Source organism: Nonomuraea sp. NPDC049141, from assembly GCF_040648415.1.
Taxonomy (GTDB): domain Bacteria; phylum Actinomycetota; class Actinomycetes; order Streptosporangiales; family Streptosporangiaceae; genus Nonomuraea.
The window spans coordinates 1-15,898 of the sequence record NZ_JBEZDR010000047.1; the positions used below are offsets into that span (position 1 = coordinate 1).

Here is a 15,898-nt window from a genome sequence, read left to right on the forward strand (position 1 = left end):
GTCCCCGGACGCCTCTCCAGGCCCCCTTGCCCCCGGAACAGTCACTCCGAGAAACGGACACTCAGGCTGTTACCGATACCTCGCCGTGGCCCTGGAGGAGAACCACCCTGGCGCATCGTGCCAGCGGGTCGTAGGCGTTCCGCAGGGCAGTACGTAAATCCTGAATCTTCTCCAACTGCTCGTCCTGCTGCGTCAGTTGCATGTAGACGTCGCCGAGCCTGTAGCAGAGCTCGCCCGTGATGTGGGCCTGCTCCAGGAACTCGAGGTAGGCCGTCCGACGTGCTTCACGAATCTGAGCATGCTGTTGAGCCTTAGCGGACGCCTCGGCTTGGATTCGTACTGAGCGAGCATTCCCCAAGCTGGTCACCCATCCCGCCAGGATCGCCGTTCCACCCGTTAAGATCGCAACCCACGCCGTGCTGTCCACACGATCTCCTGGTCAAGGTCGGCGGGTTCACTCGAAGGCTGCTGCGCCTACTCACGAAACGGCCTGTACAAGGACTCTTGCTCCGGTCTCGTCACCTCTGTGCATCCACCATCGCTGTTCGGCAGTGTCCAAACCAGGCCAATCTCAAGCGGAGGTCTTATCGAAGTCGAAGAGAGCCAGAGCGGCGGCTTGTACGTGTTCTTCCTGAAGGGGCGTCTCAGTCGCAACCCCGGCAGGGCACCGGTGCTCGTGCTGGGCACACTGTGGCCCGAGCACTGGGCCACCCTGACGGCCACGCCTTCTCCCGGTGCCGCTGATCCGCACGCCCACAGCAGAGCTCTGTTGAGCGGCATGGGAATCTCCATGCCCGAGTCGTTCCCCGACCAGGACCTCGACGCTCTACAGGCGATCTCTGATCCTCCACTGGAACTGGCCGGGCGACAAGCTTCCAATGGCCAAATCCCCCAGTTCCTCGCCGGTGTTCCCGTCCTAATGGAGCGATACCGCAACGCGCCGCCAAGGCACTGCGCCATGCGGCCATGGACGTCCGGCGGCTGGGACTCACCTTTCCGCTGTCTTACGAACTGCTCCACGACGCGGCACCGGGCTACCTTACAGGCCAGCGGTGGGACGAGGCCGGTGACGTCCAGAGTCTCGTGGCTCGCCCGGGATGAGATCGCGGACTCGACTCCGCGGCTCGACTGGCTCCCAGTCACAGCTCAGTGCGTACAGCTGCGCGCTCGTGGAGCTCGCGCACTCCACTCGGTTGGCGCGGTAGATCACCGGCTCATAGTCGAGTGGATGGTGGTGGGTGAGGTTACAGATTACGAGTTCACTGGATTCAAGCGGTCGCAGTTCCAGTTCCACCTCTGAACGCGCAAGCTCAGGATCGCCGCAAAGTGGGTTCTCGATGACAATTCCAGTAACCCACTCCCGCACTCGTATGTTGGCGATTGGCTCTGCATCTTCGTCGTCAAGATCGAAGTCTAAGTCGAACACATCGGGCTGAACGATGTAGGCCACTTCCCTGATATCGATATGCGTTCCCGAAGAGAAGCTCCGGGATTGGGTGATCGATCGGCCTTCCAAGGGCCGGAAGTACACCGCCTCATGAAGTCCGATGGCCTTACACAGTTGCATCAGCGGAGCTAGGTCCAGCGGGATACCTTGTAGCTGAAACGACAGATTGACTATCGACGCGAGCCGCGATTTGTGAGCGGCGAGTTTAGCCGTGAGGGTATAGAACCCGCCGTCGCACACATCGGTGTAGCAGAGCTCCTCAGAATGGTGAGAATCCTCGGACTCGGCTCGCTCTGCCCACCGGGGAAGCACTGTGGCGAACTCGTCTGTGCCAAGGCCGTGCCAGTTCTGGGAGGACTGCTGGATGCTCCAGCGCGCTTGCCCGGTCGCCCAGCCGAGGCTCGCGAGCGTGTCGATCAAATTTAGGATTGCCTGCTCGCTGAAGATCTCCGGGTACAGATCAAGTGTCACGCCGACGCCGGCAGCCGGTACCCAGTCGATGTCCGGGATCTCCTGGGTGAACACGAACTGCCCGAACCCGCCACGACAGTCCAGCACGCGGCTGCGATGACCGTCAGGCCACACGAACTCCGCAGGTGACACGGGCAGCGCCGTGGCCGACTTCTTGCGCCTCGCTGGCTTGGGTTGCACGAGCGGCGCGTCCAGCAGCACCTCGCCGTGGGTAAGCAGGGCATCCTTCTTCCGATGCAGGAGCCGCAGCAGCGACTCGCGATCGAGCAGGATTCGCTCAAGTTCGCCACCGGACAGAAGAATGACTGGTTGGGCGGCGTTCGCCACCACGTCTGCGATCACGGACTCAGAGAATCCCTCAATGCTGACCAGGAGCCCGGCTACATGCGCAGGTACTCGGCGTAGCCGCGACCGCAGACCATCGATATCACTGATGTCCAACTTGTCGCTTCGCCACTTTGTTTCGATCAGGTAGCTCTCCGCGTCTCGTGTCGCGAAGAGATCCACCTGTCGAGGCTTGGCAGCTCCAGCGTTCGGCGTAGTTTGAAAGTGATGAGCGCGGAACAGATCGACCATAAACCGTTCGAGGGCGTAACCACGCTGCGCGGGCCGTTTGATCGACGTGATAGCCCGGAACTCCTGCAATAGCCCACGTTTGGTCATAGGGCGATCATGCCAGGCTCATGTGACTGAATACAGCGGACCCGAGCGCCGCCAGCTACAGAAGCCGCGTCGCCAGCTTGAACGGCGAAGGAACGATCATTGCTCGCAAAGACGGTCGCTATGAGGCGAAGGTCCTCGTCCCGACCATGGCAGGGACGATCAAGCGCGTCAGCGTGTACGTCAAGACGCGCAAAGAATGCCACGCGAAGTTCGTCCGACTCAAGCGGCACGCCGACCGAGGCCCCTGTCACAGCTGATAGCCTTTCGCCCCCGCCCGACAAATGTCCGGCTGCTGTCCGGTTGCTGCCCTTCTGGTCTTACTGTCCCCGTGAAATGGTGACGTCGGAGAACTCGCCCGATATATGGAAGGCAAGCAGTAGGAGCTGGCCTCCCAACTGCAGTCCGAGGGGGCTCCGAGCGACCCGCTGTTCGAGGTGTACGCGGCCAGCCCGATCAGTGACTTCGCCGGCCACGAGGCCTGCGGGAGCGGGTCCTGGATCAACCCCATCATGATCAACCCCAACGGTGAGGGCGACTTCCACGCCGGGGACGACCCGGCGACCTGCATTCCCTACCCGCCCAACCCCTCCAACCCGCTTTGTCTGAGCCGGGAGTCATTCCACCCGAACGACACCGGGACGTCCGCGTACGCGGGGGTGCTGGCTCGGACCCTGTCCCAGATCGGATACCAGGGCGGTTAACGCTCATCCGTCCGTAATGAGAGGAACTCTTGCAGTGCTTACGAAGTTAGGCCTGCTGGCAACCCTGATCGGGCTGCCACTGGCCATCACACCCACTGTCCCGCACGAGGCGCCGACCCCGCGCTCCGTGTACGTCACGAACATCCTGTCCAACAACATCACCAGGTTCGCGATCCAGCAGGACGGTGGCCTGACGGCGGACACCAAGCTGACGGCGACCGACGCGGCTCCCCGTGGAATCGTGATCTCACCCGACGCGCGCACGGTCTATGTCGCCAACGGCACGGCCGGCACGATCACGACCTACCGGGTCGGCGCTGACGGCGGCCTCACCGCACTGTCGCCGTCCACCCCCACCCCAGCGGACCCGGACGACGCCGTCGTCTCCCCCGACGGGCAGCGGCTGTACGTCATCAGCCGCAGCGCCGCGATGGTGACGATGTTCCCCATCGCGAGCGACGGCAGACTCACCACGCCCGGAACATCAGTCCCAGTCCTGGGAGAAAATCCCCGGGGGATGGCCATGACCCCCGACGGTCGCAACCTGTACGTGACCACCGGCGACCCGGTGGCGGACACCGAACCGGATGTGCTGGTCAGATTCGCCGTCCAAGAAAAGGGCACACTCAAGCGACTCGGCACGACGCCGATCGGCGCGGCGGGCGGCGCGATGGCCCTCACGCCCGACGGGAGGTTCCTCTTCGTGCCGTGCGCGGCGCGGCACGAGGGCGAGGCGTCGCACGAAGTGTTCGTCTTCCGCGTCGACTCGGACGGCGCCCTGACGCCGGTGCCCGACTCGCCGTTCCCCGCGCCCGACGTCCCGATCGCGGCCGCCGTCACCCCCGACGGTCGCAACCTGTACGTGACGGACGGCGGGCTGATCGGCAGCGGAAGCAGGCTGGTGTCGGCCTACACCATCCGCGCCAACGGCTCTCTTGACCACATCGCAGACGTCAAGGCGGGCAAGAGCCCGGTGGCGCTGGCGCCCGCGCCGGACGGCCGGTGGCTGTACGTGTCGAACCTCGACTCCAACGACGCCTCGGCATTCCGCATCAAACCGGGCGGCGAGCTGGAGGAACTCGACGGCAGCCCGTACCCCACCGGAGGCATGCGGCCCGCGTTCCAGTCGATCGCCGTACTGCCGAACCAAGGCCCTCAGGCGGCACTGGCCGTCGGTGAGACGACCGGACTCGAGGCCCGCTTCGACGCCTCGACCTCGTCGGATCCGGACGGCAACGTCGTCCGCTACGACTGGGCCTTCGGCGACGGAACCGTGCTCAGGGACGGAGGGCCGCGGCCCACGCACCGATTCCCCGCGCCCGGCACGTACCAGGTCACCCTGGTCATCACCGACGACCAGGGCTGCTCGACCGGCCTGATCTTCACCGGAACCTCGACCCAGTGCAACGGCTCCGCCCGGGCGAGCGCCCAGCAAGCCGTCACCGTCACGTCGGGCCTCGGAGGAGATCCTCAAGGAAGCCCCACGGGTAAGTGATCGTTGTAAAGATGGAGCATGAGGCTTCGCCGGTTCCGTCCGCTGTCGCGCCGCGTATCTTGGCCCAAGCGCTCCTTAGGGCGGTGGATCGTGGTCGCGCTCGGTCTGAGCGTGCTCGTGGTGGCCCTCGCCGGCGCTGCCGGCCCGTACCGGCAGACCAGGGAGTTCCGCGAGGTCGTGGCGTGCGATCGGGGCGTCGGCAACTGTTTCGGCAACGAGGCGGGATCCGTTGTCGGCCGGCGCACCTACACCACGACCTCGACGACGACGTCCACCGACGCCAACGGCCAAACACACACGAGCACCACCACGACCACCCACTACGAGGTCACCTGGCAGCGGGCCAACGGTGCCCGGCAGGCCCGCGACGTGTCCCCGAGCTTCTACGCCAAGGCCAAACAGGGACAACCGGCCACACTGCGGCTCTGGCACGACGAAGTCGTAGGGGTGGAGGTGATGGGCGGTGAGCAGTGGTTCCTGCCGAAGTCCGGCACAACGCTCGGCGGCTGGCTGTACCTGGCCTTCTTCGGCCTCGGGGTCCTGCTGTGGGGACTGCTGTTCGGCTGGTGGGACGGGCTCTTCATGCTCGCCTTCCGGACATTCGCCTGGATGTTCATGAGCTTCATGCCCGTGGACATCACGACGGACGCCCTGGCCTATGGCCTGGCCACCGGGACCGATCTCGTCGTGCAGATCGCGTTCGCCCTCTTCTTCACCGGGATCGCCGGCGCGTTACTCTTCGGCTCACTCGGCGGCTGATCTCAATCGTCGTGGGCGATGAGCATGAGCTGCCGCCACAGCAGCACCACGAACACCGCGGAGCCAGCGAAGGCGAACCAGAAGGGCGCCGCGACACCGAAGCGGGTGGCCAGGACACCGCCGATCAACGAGCCGACCACCAGACCGGCGTAAACACAGACGGTGTTGACACTGCTCACCCGGCCGCGCGCTGGCGGACGGTGACCGAGGTCGTGCCCCATATGAAGGCGTGCGCGCCGAAGGCCAGGAAGATGCTCCCGGCGACCCACGGCGAATGGGTCAGGGCCAGGCCCAGAAACGTCGCGATCAGCAGTGGGCCCGCGGTGGCCGCGACCCCGTCACCGAGATTCGTCAGCCAGCTCGAGGCCAGCAACCACCGAAATCCGGTCCCCAGCCGGGCAGGCAGGACTCGCTCCACCAGTGTGATCACGAGCGCAAAACCATACGTTTTGCGAGCATCTACGGCAACGCGTTTTCGCGTGGACGCGCTATGCGGCGACCTTGCTCAATGGCGACAACGTGAGCCGGGGTGATGGTCAGTGAGGCGGTCGAGGGCGGCGGCGGTGGCCTCGTCGGAGGCGAGGTAGACGAGCAGCCGCAGCTCGTCGGGGTCGGGCAGTTCGAGGCTCTCGTACGCCAGCCGCAGCTCTCCCACCTCCGGGTGCGACCATTGCTCGACACCGGTGCGCGCGGGCAGTGCGGCCGAGCCCTCGAACCGGTCGCGGAAGCGGGCGTCGGCGGTGATCGTCAGCTCCTCGGCGAGCAGCGCCGCGTGCGCGTCGCCGAGCGCGGCCGCGGCCCGCAGCGCGGCGGCCCGCTCGCCGGCGACCGTGCCCCAGTCCGGGTGGGCGTCGTGCGCCCGCGGGTCGGTGAACGCGTACCGGACCAGGTTCGGTGGCTCGGCCTCCAGCAGCCCGGTCGGGCCGGCGAGCCGCGCGAACCCGGCCGTCCACGCGAGCAGGTCGCCGGGCCGGTTGACGACCAGCGCCGGCGCGGGCTCGAGCCGGTCCAGCAGCGCCTGTACGGTCGGGCGCACCGTCCGGGCCCGCGTTGCGGCGGCCCCGTCGCACGTGCCGCCGCCTGTGGTCTTCGCCAGCCGGTGCAGGTGAATCCGCTCGTCACGAGAGAGACCCAGCGTCTCAGAGAGCGCGGCGAGTATCTGGGCGGACGGGCTGCGGTCGCGCCCCTGCTCCAGCCGGGTGAGATACTCCACGCTGACGCCCGCGAGCGTGGCCAGCTCGGCCCGGCGCAGGCCGGGTGTGCGGCGCCGGTTCCCGTTCGGGAGCCCGACCGCGGCCGGCGGGACCGCCTCGCGGTGTGCGCGTAGAAACGCGCCCAGCTCTGTCTCCCTCATCGACTGCGATTGTATTCGCGGCGAGCCTGGCCTTGCCAGGGCTAGGAAAACCGCAGCCTGGCCCGACACGCCCAGCGTCGGGACGCTGAGCAGACATGAGCACATTCACCGACGGTTAGGAGAAGGCCCATGATCCAGATCGCGATCATTTTGGGCAGCACCCGCCCGGGGCGCCGCGTTGAGGACGTGACTCGGTGGGTCGCCGAGGCCGCCGGCCGACACCCCGCCGTCACGGCCGGGGAGGCCGACCTCGAACTCGTCGACATAGCCGACTACGAGCTGCCGCTGCTGGACGAGCCCGCGCCCGCGGTCATCGGTTACTACCAGAACGCACATACCAAGCGGTGGGCGGCCACGATCGACAGGTTCGACGGGTTCGTGTTCGTCACCCCGGAGTACAACAGCGCCATCCCCGCCGCGCTGAAAAACGCCATCGACTACCTGTACGCGGAATGGAACGACAAGGCGGCCGGGATCGTCAGCTACGGGGTCTACGGCGGCACCCGTGCCGCCGAACAACTACGGCAGACCATGGGCGAGATCAAAATCGCCGACGTACACGCCCAAGTCGCGATCAACCCGTACTACGACTTCGACTTCGCCGACTCCAAGGCCGGCGTGTGTGCCCCCGGCGAACGTCAGGAAGCCGCCCTGACCCTCATGCTGGATGAAGTCCTCGCATGGTCCCATGCCCTCCGAGCGCTGCGGAACCCCACCGCGAGCGCCGATCCCCAGCCCGGCGGCGACCTCCACACAAGAAAGGACCCTGGATGAAGGTAGAGGTATACGGCGATATCGCGTGCCCGTGGTGCCGCCTCGGCACGCACCAGTTCCACCGCGCGGTGGCCGCGGCCGGTGCGGAACCGGACGTCGAACTCGTCCATCGTCCGTACCAGCTGATTCCTGACGCGCCCGAGGAGCCCCGGCCACTGGTGGACACGGTGGCTGAGATGTTCGGTCCGGAACAAGCGGAGTCGATGCTCGCGGAGATGACACGGCTCGGTGCCAGCGAAGGAATCGAGTACCGATTCGACCGTGCGATGGCGGTCAACACCTTGACCGCGCACCGGCTGCTGTGGCTCGCCCTGGACGAGTACGGTGCCGGGGTGCAGGCCGCGTTGGCGACCGCCCTTTACGACGCGTACTTCCGCGACGGCGTGAACGTCGCCGACCACCTGCAACTCACCGAGTTGGCCGAGCGGGTCGGCTTGGTTGGCGACCGGGTGCGGAACTTTCTTGCCTCCGCGGAGGGGGTCGTCGAGGTACGTGAGCACGTGGCCGCAGCGCGGCGGGAGGGCGTCACCACCGTGCCGAGATTCGTCTTCGAGAACGGCGCGCTGATCGTCGGTGTGACCAGCACCGAGGCGCTCCGAGACGCGCTTCGAAAGGCCAGCACCGTTGGGGCCGACCCCGCCCAAGAGTCGCGTGATCAAACCCGGTGAGTGTTCGGGGTGGACTGCCGTCGTCGTCGGCGCGTCTGCTTCTGCGGAGCCGGGTCCTGCCTCGACGTTTCCGGACGTTCGATACGGGTGGGGTTGCCGCGTACGAGCTCATCGTGGATGCGCCAGCGGGCGGTGGTCACGGCGCGTCCTGCCGTCTCGTCGCCGTGCTCGATGCGCTGTCGCAGCAGCCGCATGGCGATGCGGCGGTTGAGGCTGAACTGCCGCTCGGTGTCGACCACGACGACGAGCCCCGTGGGCCGGTGGATCGCCCGTACGGCCGTGCTGGCCTTGTTTCGATGTTGACCGCCGGGGCCGCCGGTGCGGCAGGCGACGATGTCGACGTCTGCTTCCGCGAAGGTCGTGTGCGGGGTGTCGACCTGGCACGGTTGGGCGATGACGTACCAGTTCTTTCGGCTGGTGTTGGCCCGGTATGGGCTGGGGGCCTGCCAGCACAGGGTTCCGGTCCACGAGGCGGCGAATGCCTCGGCGTCGTCTCCTGCGATCTGGATGAGGACCGATCGGTAGGTACCGGGCCGGTCACCGGGAACGGTCTGGGCTCGATGAGTCTCCAGGCTCTGCCGGGTGGCGTCGGCTTCCAGGCGGTGTAGCAGTTGGGCCAGTGCCCAGGTGCACTCCTGCGGGCCGCGCCCGGCCGACAGGAGCAGGTGAACGTTCATAGCCGGCCTCGCTTGCGGCGGTGGTCTCTCCCGAGGTCGGGTGTCTTGTAGGTGACCAGAGGGATCGTGGTGGCCACAGGCGTGGCCAGGTCATGGTCGACGAGGTCGGCGATCACCTGCTCGATGCGCTTGTAGGCCGTTGGCGCCTCCTCGAAGAGCAGTTGGCGGTCGCCACACACCACCAGCGATCCCACCGGTGTGCGGCGCAGCTCCTCGACCGTGTGCTTGGCCCGGCCCCGGCGCAGGGCGTCGGCACGCGACATCTTGCGGCCCGCGCCGTGCGCCACGGAATGGTTGGCGTCCGGCCCGGCGTGACCGGCCACGAGATAGGAAGGGGTGCCTCGCGTACCGGCGATGAGCACGTCACGGCCGTCGCCCGGCGCCGCCCCCTTGCGGTGCAGGTAGCTCCCGTCGCGGATCTCGACCAGGTTGTGGCACTGGTCGACGATCGGTTCGGTGGGCTCGGTACCCAGGGCATGAGCGACCCGGGCGGCCAGCAGCCGCCGGTTGAGCGATCCCCAGCGTACGGCGTCGTCATGCATTGCCAGGTAGGCGCCGGGATCAGGGGCGGGGCCCGCGCCGTTGACCTCGGTGTGCGCCCGCAGGATCCGCTCGCCCAGCCCGCGGGAACCGCTGTGGACGATGAGAACCAGATCCCCGGCGGCGAGCCCGAGACGGCTCGCGTGCTCCGGCTCGAAGACGGTCCCGATCCGCGCCAGCTCGACGAAGTGGTTGCCCCGGCCGACCGTCCCGAGGCCCTCGACGTGGCCTGCGGGAATATCGCCCTTGACCACGGCCCAGGCGGGATCGTCGGCATCCTGCTCGGGGTCCAGCGCGCGATCGAGATCGGGGAACCGGGCGGCGAGCTTCTCGGGCACGGCGCGCTTCAGCTTGACGGGGAACACGGCGATGCCACAACCGATGTCGGAGCCCACCAGGAACGGGTACAAGACGGTCGACGCCATGGCGGCGCCGATGGGGGCGCCCTTGCCGGGGTGCAGGTCCGGCATGGCGGCGACGTGCGTCATTCCGTCGAGGGCGGCCACCTGGTGGCATTGCGCGACGGCATCGGACTCGATCCAGCTTGTGGGAGAGGCGAACACGGTGACGGTGGCCGGGGTGGACAGCTCCTGCCGGGAGTGTTGCTGAGACAAAGACGCTCTCTTCGCTGAACAGGGTATGGGCGGGCGGCGTTATGGCGCCGTGGCATCTTGGAGTGGCGGGGGTTCTGTCCGTCAGAGCACCATGGACACCACGTTCTCTGAGCTCCGCCATTCGAGGCAAGCGGTTTTCGGCCGTACGGGCTTGCCTGCCTGCACCCACCCTTACTCAACGACGTACAGGTGCGCTGCGTTCGACCTGCTGAGGCCATGGCGGTTGAGCGTCCAGCAGGTTCCGGTCTGAGCTGACGCATATTTGAGAGATGACATATGACGAGAACCCGCAGGCGGTTGTCGACGGGTTGAAGGAAGCTCCCGCCTCAGGTGAGCCATTCAAATCAGGGGCCTGGGGCACGGCCGTTTCAAGATCATGATGTGAGTCTGATGCGCCGTTCGGATGGGGTTTCTAGGTTTCTTCGATGAATGCCCGGATCCAGGTCTTGAACTGAGCTCCAACTTCGTTCTCAGCTGCATCGATCAGGTCGTTGGGGTCGTCCGGTGGGACCAGGCCGAAATGCCGGTTCAGCCATGCGACATATGTCTCGTGAGCCTGGGCTCCGCCGTCGTCCTCACGGTGGTACCCCGTATATTCGCCGAAGCTGGCACCGCCCCAGTCCACTTCAAGTGGTCGATCGCTCGCGAGTTGGCGGAGTAGATCCCGGAGGTCGCGTGCGGTGAGGTGGATTCCTCCCTCGTCTCCGAACACGGCAATGGGCAAGGTGGAGAGGTCCGCGCGGTCGTCCATGCGCCAAAGGGCATAGAACGAGCCCGAACTATTGGCGTAGGCGAAGGAGAGGAAGGAGTCGATGAACTCTTGGGCGTCTGACCAGCCGTCGTGCTTTGACTCTCCGAATTCGATCAGCTCGAACCCATCCGAGATGAACTTTCCTTCGAGTTGCTTCTCAAGGTCGTTGAGCTGGTTCAGTTCTGGTACAGGTGAATAAGCGCTGTTCATGGAGGCGTTGTCCCATCGGCTGGGAGCGGGAGGCAAGATCGTTTGGTGGAGGATACAGGCTCCAGTGAAGGCGCGGGTGGCTGTGGGGATGGTGCATGGTCTTTTCAAGATCATGATGTGAGTCCGAGGATGGCAAAGGGCCTTGTCATATAGCGGCAGGCCCAGCGCGTGGCTTCAGTAATGTCGGTGCGCCCAGCCAGGCGTAACGCGCCGATGGCCAGATTGCGTAGGGAGGCCAGGACGCGAGGGCCGGATCCGGGGCGGGCGGTGGAGTTGTCCTCTCGGAACAGGGTGTCGCGGATCCAGTGCAACACCTCCACACCCCAGTGATCTTGGATGTAGCGGGCCAGGCCTGCGGGGGTGAGCAGGGTGTCGTCCGAGCTGGCGACACCGAGCTGGGCGATGTTGGAGATCGGCTTGCCGTGCAGGTCAGTGACCTGGCGTTCGACCAGCCAGACCCAGGCCACGCCAGGGAAGGGGAGCTCGGCGGGGGCGGGCAGGACCTGGATGGTGCGGGTGGTGATCCGGCCATGACCCTTCTGGACGCTGTGATGTGTGATCGGCGCCTGCCGCCAGGGCAGCGCGTCCAGGACAGCGAACAGGGTGGGGCGATTCTCTTTGACCGGGAAGATGAAGTGGCCGCCCTGGGAGCGGATCTGGCCGGCGGTCGCCTTGACCGTGTGGAGGGGCATCGGCGGTGACGACCATGCCCGTCAAGTCGAGGCCTTTGAGCAGATCACGGGCGACAACGGTCTCGTTGGGCTTGGCGCCTTCCACGGCGGCCTGGGCCGCTACCACCGCCCGCTCGGCAGGGCCGGTCAGCGCCGCCAGCAGGTGAAGCTGATTGCCGTGTTCGTCCTTGGCGCCGCGCACCGTCTTGCCGTCCAACCGCAGCTGCGTCAGCTTCCCTGCCATGTCTTCCTCCCGTCCCGGTGTGGCTGCAGCCAGGCCGGTAGTGGTCAACCAGGTGCCGACCGCGGCATCCAGCGCCTCGGCGTCGGCGCCGGAGAGCACCCGCCAGATCGTGGACCTGCTCGGTGGCCCGATCGGCGCGGCCCCTGCGCGCATGTACAGGTCGGACAGGACGTCGGCGGGCACATCGGCGATCCAACCGGCGATCGCGGTGCCCCGGCAGCTACAACGTTCTGGTCATCGACCTCTGGAACAAGCGGGTGCCCCGCCTTGCGGCCAAGGTCCCAGGTTTGCCGAGCGAGCTCGGTCTCACCAACCCCTTTCCACAATTGGAAGAGTCGTGGGACAGCGACAACCGGGAGTGGGGCTGGACCGTCCCACCAGGTACCGCGATTCCCGACCTCAATCCGCTCTTTGACCTCATTCAGCGCTTGCAGCCAGCGTCAGGACCGATGCAGGCCAGGGCGGCGTTGATTTCGTCAAGCGAGTAGGACTCCAGCGAACGAACGGTCTTCCTGCCGGAGCACCGACGCGGGTGTTACGACTTCTTCTATGGTGCGGCGCTCAGTTGCTGGGTTCTGCGAGCCAGGCTTCGGGTTCGGCGACCCAGCCGGCGGTCAGGATGAGGTGGCTTCGGCGGTCAACCGTGAGGAATCCGAAAGGATGGCTGAAGTCGAGGTCGATGTGCCTGACGCGGTAGGGAGGTGGCGGGGCTATTCCGCTTGCGACGGCGCCGATGGCGGTGATCGCGGCGGACTCGAAGCCGGTGGCTTGGAAGGTGGCGACGGCGTTCTGCTGGGCCTGGGTGACGGCGAGCGGTTGGGTGCTGATGCCGGGGAAGTGCCCGCGGCTCGGGTCCGTCACTGTTGCCAGGCCGAAGACTTCGGGCAGGTTCAGCAGGTCGTGCGTGGAGGTGATGGTGAAGCGTGGGACCCTGACGTTCAGTACATCGTCACGGGCATGGTCGCGGACGTGGCGGACGGTCATTCCGGGGCCTGGGCTGCCCGCGCGCAGGAGGCCGGCTGGGGTGGCGGGGTGGAGTCCGGCCAGTACGTCGATGCCGGCCGTGAGGACGTGGCCGGGTTTCATCGAGTCGTCACCGAGAACGAGGTGGACGTCGATTCCACCGGTACCCATGACGCGAAGCAAGGTGAGCGGACCGGCGGGGGTGTCGGCGACTCTGGCGCGGTCGAGTATGTGGGTGCTGCGGCGTAGGACATGGATGTCCCGTCCGGCCCACGGGCCGGCTTCGAACAGGTCGATGCCGTCGGTGAACGGGCGTAACCACGTGGTGCGAACGGTCAGAGCCATGGCCAGGACAAGGAGCACGCGGTCGGTCAACTGGAGGGGCATGGCGGGGATGAGCCCGCCGGTCTGCTCTTTGGCCCAGGTGTCGAGTCGGAGTTGGTCGGCTGTGGGGTCTGAGGTCAGTTCGCCGTACAGGCCTGCGGGAAGCGTGGTGATCCAGGCCGGATGCAGGGGCAGGTTCGGCCGGGACCACAAGCCCAGCGCCGGCCGGATCGCCGTGGATCCGTTCATGATCGACAGTACGGCTCGGGCCGCCTGGGAGGCGGTAGCGGCGTCTAGCCCGACGGCCTCCTGCAGTTCTTTGCGCCCTCGTCCCTCGGCGGCTGATGCCAGGTGGGCCAGCAGTGGCCAGGCGCCTGCGCCGGCCATCACGACCGATTCACCCGAACAGGTCTTCACCCATCGGGCGGTCATTGCGTTCACCGCGGTCACCGAGTCGTGCCAGGGCTTCCCGTTCATGCGGGTGACCGTACAAGGGTCAAAAGTTTTGGGCGAGGACATTTCTGGTGGCCGTCGTGCGGCCGATTCGGTGGCTCAGGCCTGTCGGGGGGAGCGGATCAGTAGGGTGGCCAGTGCTTCGTCTGGGCCGACAGTGCTGTAGATGTGTGGGACGTCGGCCTGCCAGGAGATGTGCTCGCCTGGCGCAGCCAGCAGAGGGGCGTCGGCCGGGCCGGCGCGCAGCACACCCGCGTGGACCGTGACGTGTTCGGTCACGCCGGGGGCGTGGGCTGGCGAGTGCTGCACGATGCCGGGGCGGACGCTCATCCGCAGCAACTCGAACGTCGCGGTCGGCTCCTCGAAGACCTCCAGCAGTGTGGCCGTTACGGCGGCGCCGGGCACGCTGACGGCCTCCGTGGGCGGTGCGCCGGGCTCCAGAACCAGGGTCGTCAACGGTACGCCCAAGGCTCCTGCCACCGCGTAGAGCGTCTCCAGCGTCGGGTTGCGGGTGCCCAGTTCCAGGCCGGACAGGGTGGCCTTGCCGATGCCGGCGCTGCGGGCCAGCGCCGACAGGGAGATGCCGCGGGCCTCCCGCAATCGCCGCAGTCGGCTCCCGATATCCGTGTCTCGGCTGTCCACCCGGCAATCCTTGCATTCCGCCGCCGGGCTTGTCCCGCGGTGGCCACGTGGCTATGGTTCGTTCCGTAAACGGAACGATTGCGAGTCTGAGGGGTTGGCGTGCGGGTGCAGGCTGTCATGGCGGGGCTGGTCAGCGCGGTGGTCGGCTACGCCAGTTCGTTCACCGTCGTGCTCGCCGGGCTGCGTGCCGTCGGGGCGACGCCAGGGCAGGCCGCGTCCGGGCTGCTCGCCCTCTGCTGCGGCATCGGGGCGGCGGCGCTCTTCCTTGGGCTGCGGTACCGCATGCCGATCAGCATCGCCTGGTCGACCCCCGGCGCGGCGCTGCTGGTGGCGACCGGTCCCGTGCCCGGCGGCTTCCCGGCCGCGGTCGGCGCGTTCATCGTCTGCGCCGGGCTCATCGTCCTCGCCGGCCTGTCGCCCTGGCCGGCCCGGGCGATCGCCGCCATTCCGCGTCCGATCGCCGGTGCCATGCTGGCGGGCGTCATCCTCAGCCTGTGTACCGCACCGGTCCGTGCCGTCGTCGACATCCCGCTGTTGGCCATGCCCGTCGTCCTGACCTGGGCGGTGTTACAGCGGTACCTGCGGAAGTGGGCAGTTCCGGGCGCGCTCGTCGTGGCGATCATCGCCATCGCGGTGCACGGGCCCGGCAACGGCCTGTCCGGCGCGGCGCTGCAGCCTGCGATCGAGCTGACCACCCCGACGCTGAACCCGTCCGTAGTGGTGAGCATCGCCATCCCGCTGTTTCTCGTCACCATGGCCGCGCAGAACGTCCCCGGTATGGCGGTCATGGCGACATACGGGTACACGCCGCCCCTACGCCCGGTCCTCGTCGCGACCGGCCTGGCAAGCGCGGCGGCGGCGCCGTTCGGCGGTCACGCCGTCAACCTGGCCGCGATCACCGCGGCGCTGACCGCCGGCCCGGACACCCACCCTGACCCAGGCCGCCGGTGGATCGCGACGGTGGCCCTCGGCGCCGGGCAACTGACGCTCGGCCTCGGCGCCGGCCTGGCCATGGCTCTGGTGCTGCTGTCCCCACCCGTACTGGTCACCGCGGTGGCCGGCCTCGCGTTGCTGTCGGCGCTCGGCTCGTCGCTGGCCAGCGCGGTGACCGAGCCGGAGGGACGGGAGGCTGCGGTGGTCACGTTCGTGGTCACCGCGTCGGGGATGACGATCCTGAGCATTGGGGCGGCGTTCTGGGGCCTGGTCGCGGGCGGCCTGACCGCGCTACTGCTGCACAGGCCGTTGGAACAGCAATCGTCATCCACCGCGGAAGCCGGGGCGGAACGTCCCGAGGGCCGGATGGCTGGTATATCGGCCGATCAGCCGTCGTAGCGGAAGTGGTGATGCCCTCCGGGGTGGCCGAGCGTCGAAACATCCCCGCCCGAGCCTGGAGCGGATCTTTGAGGGGTGACCAGCCCGGCCCCGGCGGGTATGGTCACGGCAGATCTGGCTCCGCGCGATGCCACCCCTTCCTCGG

17 protein-coding genes are annotated in these 15,898 nt (G+C 67.1%); 6 read left to right on the top strand and 11 right to left on the bottom strand.

The features are described from left to right. Positions 1-61: 61 nt before the first annotated feature. Positions 62-427: a hypothetical protein gene (locus AB0B91_RS62530; RefSeq protein ID WP_358342387.1), complete on the bottom strand. Its 366-nt coding sequence runs from the start codon at positions 425-427 to the stop codon at positions 62-64. A gap of 612 nt (positions 428-1,039) precedes the next feature. After that, positions 1,040-2,581, bottom strand: coding sequence for a restriction endonuclease (locus AB0B91_RS62535; protein ID WP_358342389.1), 1,542 nt, complete (start codon positions 2,579-2,581; stop codon positions 1,040-1,042). 434 nt (positions 2,582-3,015) lie between these two features. Here AB0B91_RS62535 and AB0B91_RS62540 point away from each other — a divergent pair, with 434 nt between their 5' ends. From AB0B91_RS62540 to AB0B91_RS62550, 3 genes are all read left to right on the top strand, one after another. Next, positions 3,016-3,282, top strand: a complete 267-nt coding sequence (locus AB0B91_RS62540) for a hypothetical protein (protein ID WP_358342391.1) — start codon at positions 3,016-3,018, stop codon at positions 3,280-3,282. A gap of 34 nt (positions 3,283-3,316) precedes the next feature. Continuing rightward, positions 3,317-4,777: a beta-propeller fold lactonase family protein gene (locus tag AB0B91_RS62545; protein WP_358342392.1), complete on the top strand. Its 1,461-nt coding sequence runs from the start codon at positions 3,317-3,319 to the stop codon at positions 4,775-4,777. Positions 4,778-4,867: 90 nt separating this feature from the next. Continuing rightward, on the top strand, positions 4,868-5,536 hold the full coding sequence (locus AB0B91_RS62550) for a hypothetical protein (protein ID WP_358342394.1): 669 nt from the start codon (positions 4,868-4,870) through the stop codon (positions 5,534-5,536). Between the two features lie 2 nt (positions 5,537-5,538). On the opposite strand, the gene AB0B91_RS62555 is transcribed toward AB0B91_RS62550, so the two are convergent. The 3 genes from AB0B91_RS62555 to AB0B91_RS62565 all read right to left on the bottom strand — a co-directional run bounded on the left by AB0B91_RS62555 (position 5,539) and on the right by AB0B91_RS62565 (position 6,890). Further along, the gene (locus AB0B91_RS62555) at positions 5,539-5,715 is read right to left on the bottom strand and encodes a hypothetical protein (RefSeq protein ID WP_358342396.1); all 177 of its coding nucleotides are present in this window, start codon (positions 5,713-5,715) and stop codon (positions 5,539-5,541) included. Further along, complete coding sequence (locus AB0B91_RS62560; protein WP_358342398.1) at positions 5,712-5,966, bottom strand: hypothetical protein; 255 nt, start codon at positions 5,964-5,966, stop codon at positions 5,712-5,714. Before AB0B91_RS62560 ends, AB0B91_RS62555 begins: the two co-directional genes overlap by 4 nt. A gap of 75 nt (positions 5,967-6,041) precedes the next feature. Beyond that, positions 6,042-6,890, bottom strand: a complete 849-nt coding sequence (locus AB0B91_RS62565) for a helix-turn-helix transcriptional regulator (RefSeq protein ID WP_358342400.1) — start codon at positions 6,888-6,890, stop codon at positions 6,042-6,044. A 129-nt stretch (positions 6,891-7,019) separates the two neighbouring features. Here AB0B91_RS62565 and AB0B91_RS62570 point away from each other — a divergent pair, with 129 nt between their 5' ends. Both AB0B91_RS62570 and AB0B91_RS62575 read left to right on the top strand, forming a co-directional pair. After that, positions 7,020-7,664 carry an NADPH-dependent FMN reductase gene (locus tag AB0B91_RS62570; protein ID WP_358342402.1) on the top strand — a complete coding sequence of 215 codons (645 nt, stop codon included), beginning with the start codon at positions 7,020-7,022 and terminating at the stop codon, positions 7,662-7,664. Then, positions 7,661-8,332: a DsbA family oxidoreductase gene (locus tag AB0B91_RS62575; protein ID WP_358342404.1), complete on the top strand. Its 672-nt coding sequence runs from the start codon at positions 7,661-7,663 to the stop codon at positions 8,330-8,332. Before AB0B91_RS62570 ends, AB0B91_RS62575 begins: the two co-directional genes overlap by 4 nt. Here AB0B91_RS62575 and prfH read toward each other — a convergent pair. From prfH to AB0B91_RS62605, 6 genes are all read right to left on the bottom strand, one after another. Continuing rightward, a complete protein-coding gene (prfH, locus tag AB0B91_RS62580; RefSeq protein WP_358342406.1) occupies positions 8,320-9,009 on the bottom strand; it encodes a peptide chain release factor H in 690 nt (229 codons plus the stop codon). The genes AB0B91_RS62575 and prfH overlap by 13 nt on opposite strands. Then, positions 9,006-10,163, bottom strand: a complete 1,158-nt coding sequence (locus AB0B91_RS62585; protein WP_358342408.1) for an RNA ligase RtcB family protein — start codon at positions 10,161-10,163, stop codon at positions 9,006-9,008. The genes prfH and AB0B91_RS62585 overlap by 4 nt, the downstream gene beginning before the upstream one ends. Before the next feature lie 412 nt (positions 10,164-10,575). Continuing rightward, entirely contained in the window at positions 10,576-11,124 is a 549-nt protein-coding gene (locus tag AB0B91_RS62590) for a hypothetical protein (protein ID WP_358342410.1), read from the bottom strand. Between the two features lie 110 nt (positions 11,125-11,234). Next, positions 11,235-11,816 (bottom strand): ISAs1 family transposase, encoded by a 582-nt coding sequence (locus AB0B91_RS62595; protein ID WP_358342411.1) that lies wholly within the window; start codon positions 11,814-11,816, stop codon positions 11,235-11,237. A 784-nt stretch (positions 11,817-12,600) separates the two neighbouring features. Then, positions 12,601-13,803, bottom strand: a complete 1,203-nt coding sequence (locus AB0B91_RS62600; protein WP_358342413.1) for a serpin family protein — start codon at positions 13,801-13,803, stop codon at positions 12,601-12,603. Positions 13,804-13,878: 75 nt separating this feature from the next. Continuing rightward, positions 13,879-14,421 carry an XRE family transcriptional regulator gene (locus tag AB0B91_RS62605; protein ID WP_358342415.1) on the bottom strand — a complete coding sequence of 181 codons (543 nt, stop codon included), beginning with the start codon at positions 14,419-14,421 and terminating at the stop codon, positions 13,879-13,881. Between the two features lie 99 nt (positions 14,422-14,520). Between AB0B91_RS62605 and AB0B91_RS62610 the strand changes: the two genes are divergently transcribed. Next, a complete protein-coding gene (locus tag AB0B91_RS62610) occupies positions 14,521-15,753 on the top strand; it encodes a benzoate/H(+) symporter BenE family transporter (RefSeq protein ID WP_358342417.1) in 1,233 nt (410 codons plus the stop codon). The last annotated feature ends 145 nt before the right edge of the window (positions 15,754-15,898 follow it).

Coding starts and splice junctions, on each gene's coding strand:
- AB0B91_RS62565 (WP_358342400.1), bottom strand. CDS start 6,890: ATGAGGGAGACAGAGCTGGGCGCGTTTCTACGCGCACACCGCGAGGCG.
- AB0B91_RS62600 (WP_358342413.1), bottom strand. CDS start 13,803: ATGAACGGGAAGCCCTGGCACGACTCGGTGACCGCGGTGAACGCAATG.
- AB0B91_RS62575 (WP_358342404.1), top strand. CDS start 7,661: ATGAAGGTAGAGGTATACGGCGATATCGCGTGCCCGTGGTGCCGCCTC.
- AB0B91_RS62595 (WP_358342411.1), bottom strand. CDS start 11,816: ATGCCCCTCCACACGGTCAAGGCGACCGCCGGCCAGATCCGCTCCCAG.
- prfH (WP_358342406.1), bottom strand. CDS start 9,009: ATGAACGTTCACCTGCTCCTGTCGGCCGGGCGCGGCCCGCAGGAGTGC.
- AB0B91_RS62570 (WP_358342402.1), top strand. CDS start 7,020: ATGATCCAGATCGCGATCATTTTGGGCAGCACCCGCCCGGGGCGCCGC.
- AB0B91_RS62535 (WP_358342389.1), bottom strand. CDS start 2,581: ATGACCAAACGTGGGCTATTGCAGGAGTTCCGGGCTATCACGTCGATC.
- AB0B91_RS62590 (WP_358342410.1), bottom strand. CDS start 11,124: ATGAACAGCGCTTATTCACCTGTACCAGAACTGAACCAGCTCAACGAC.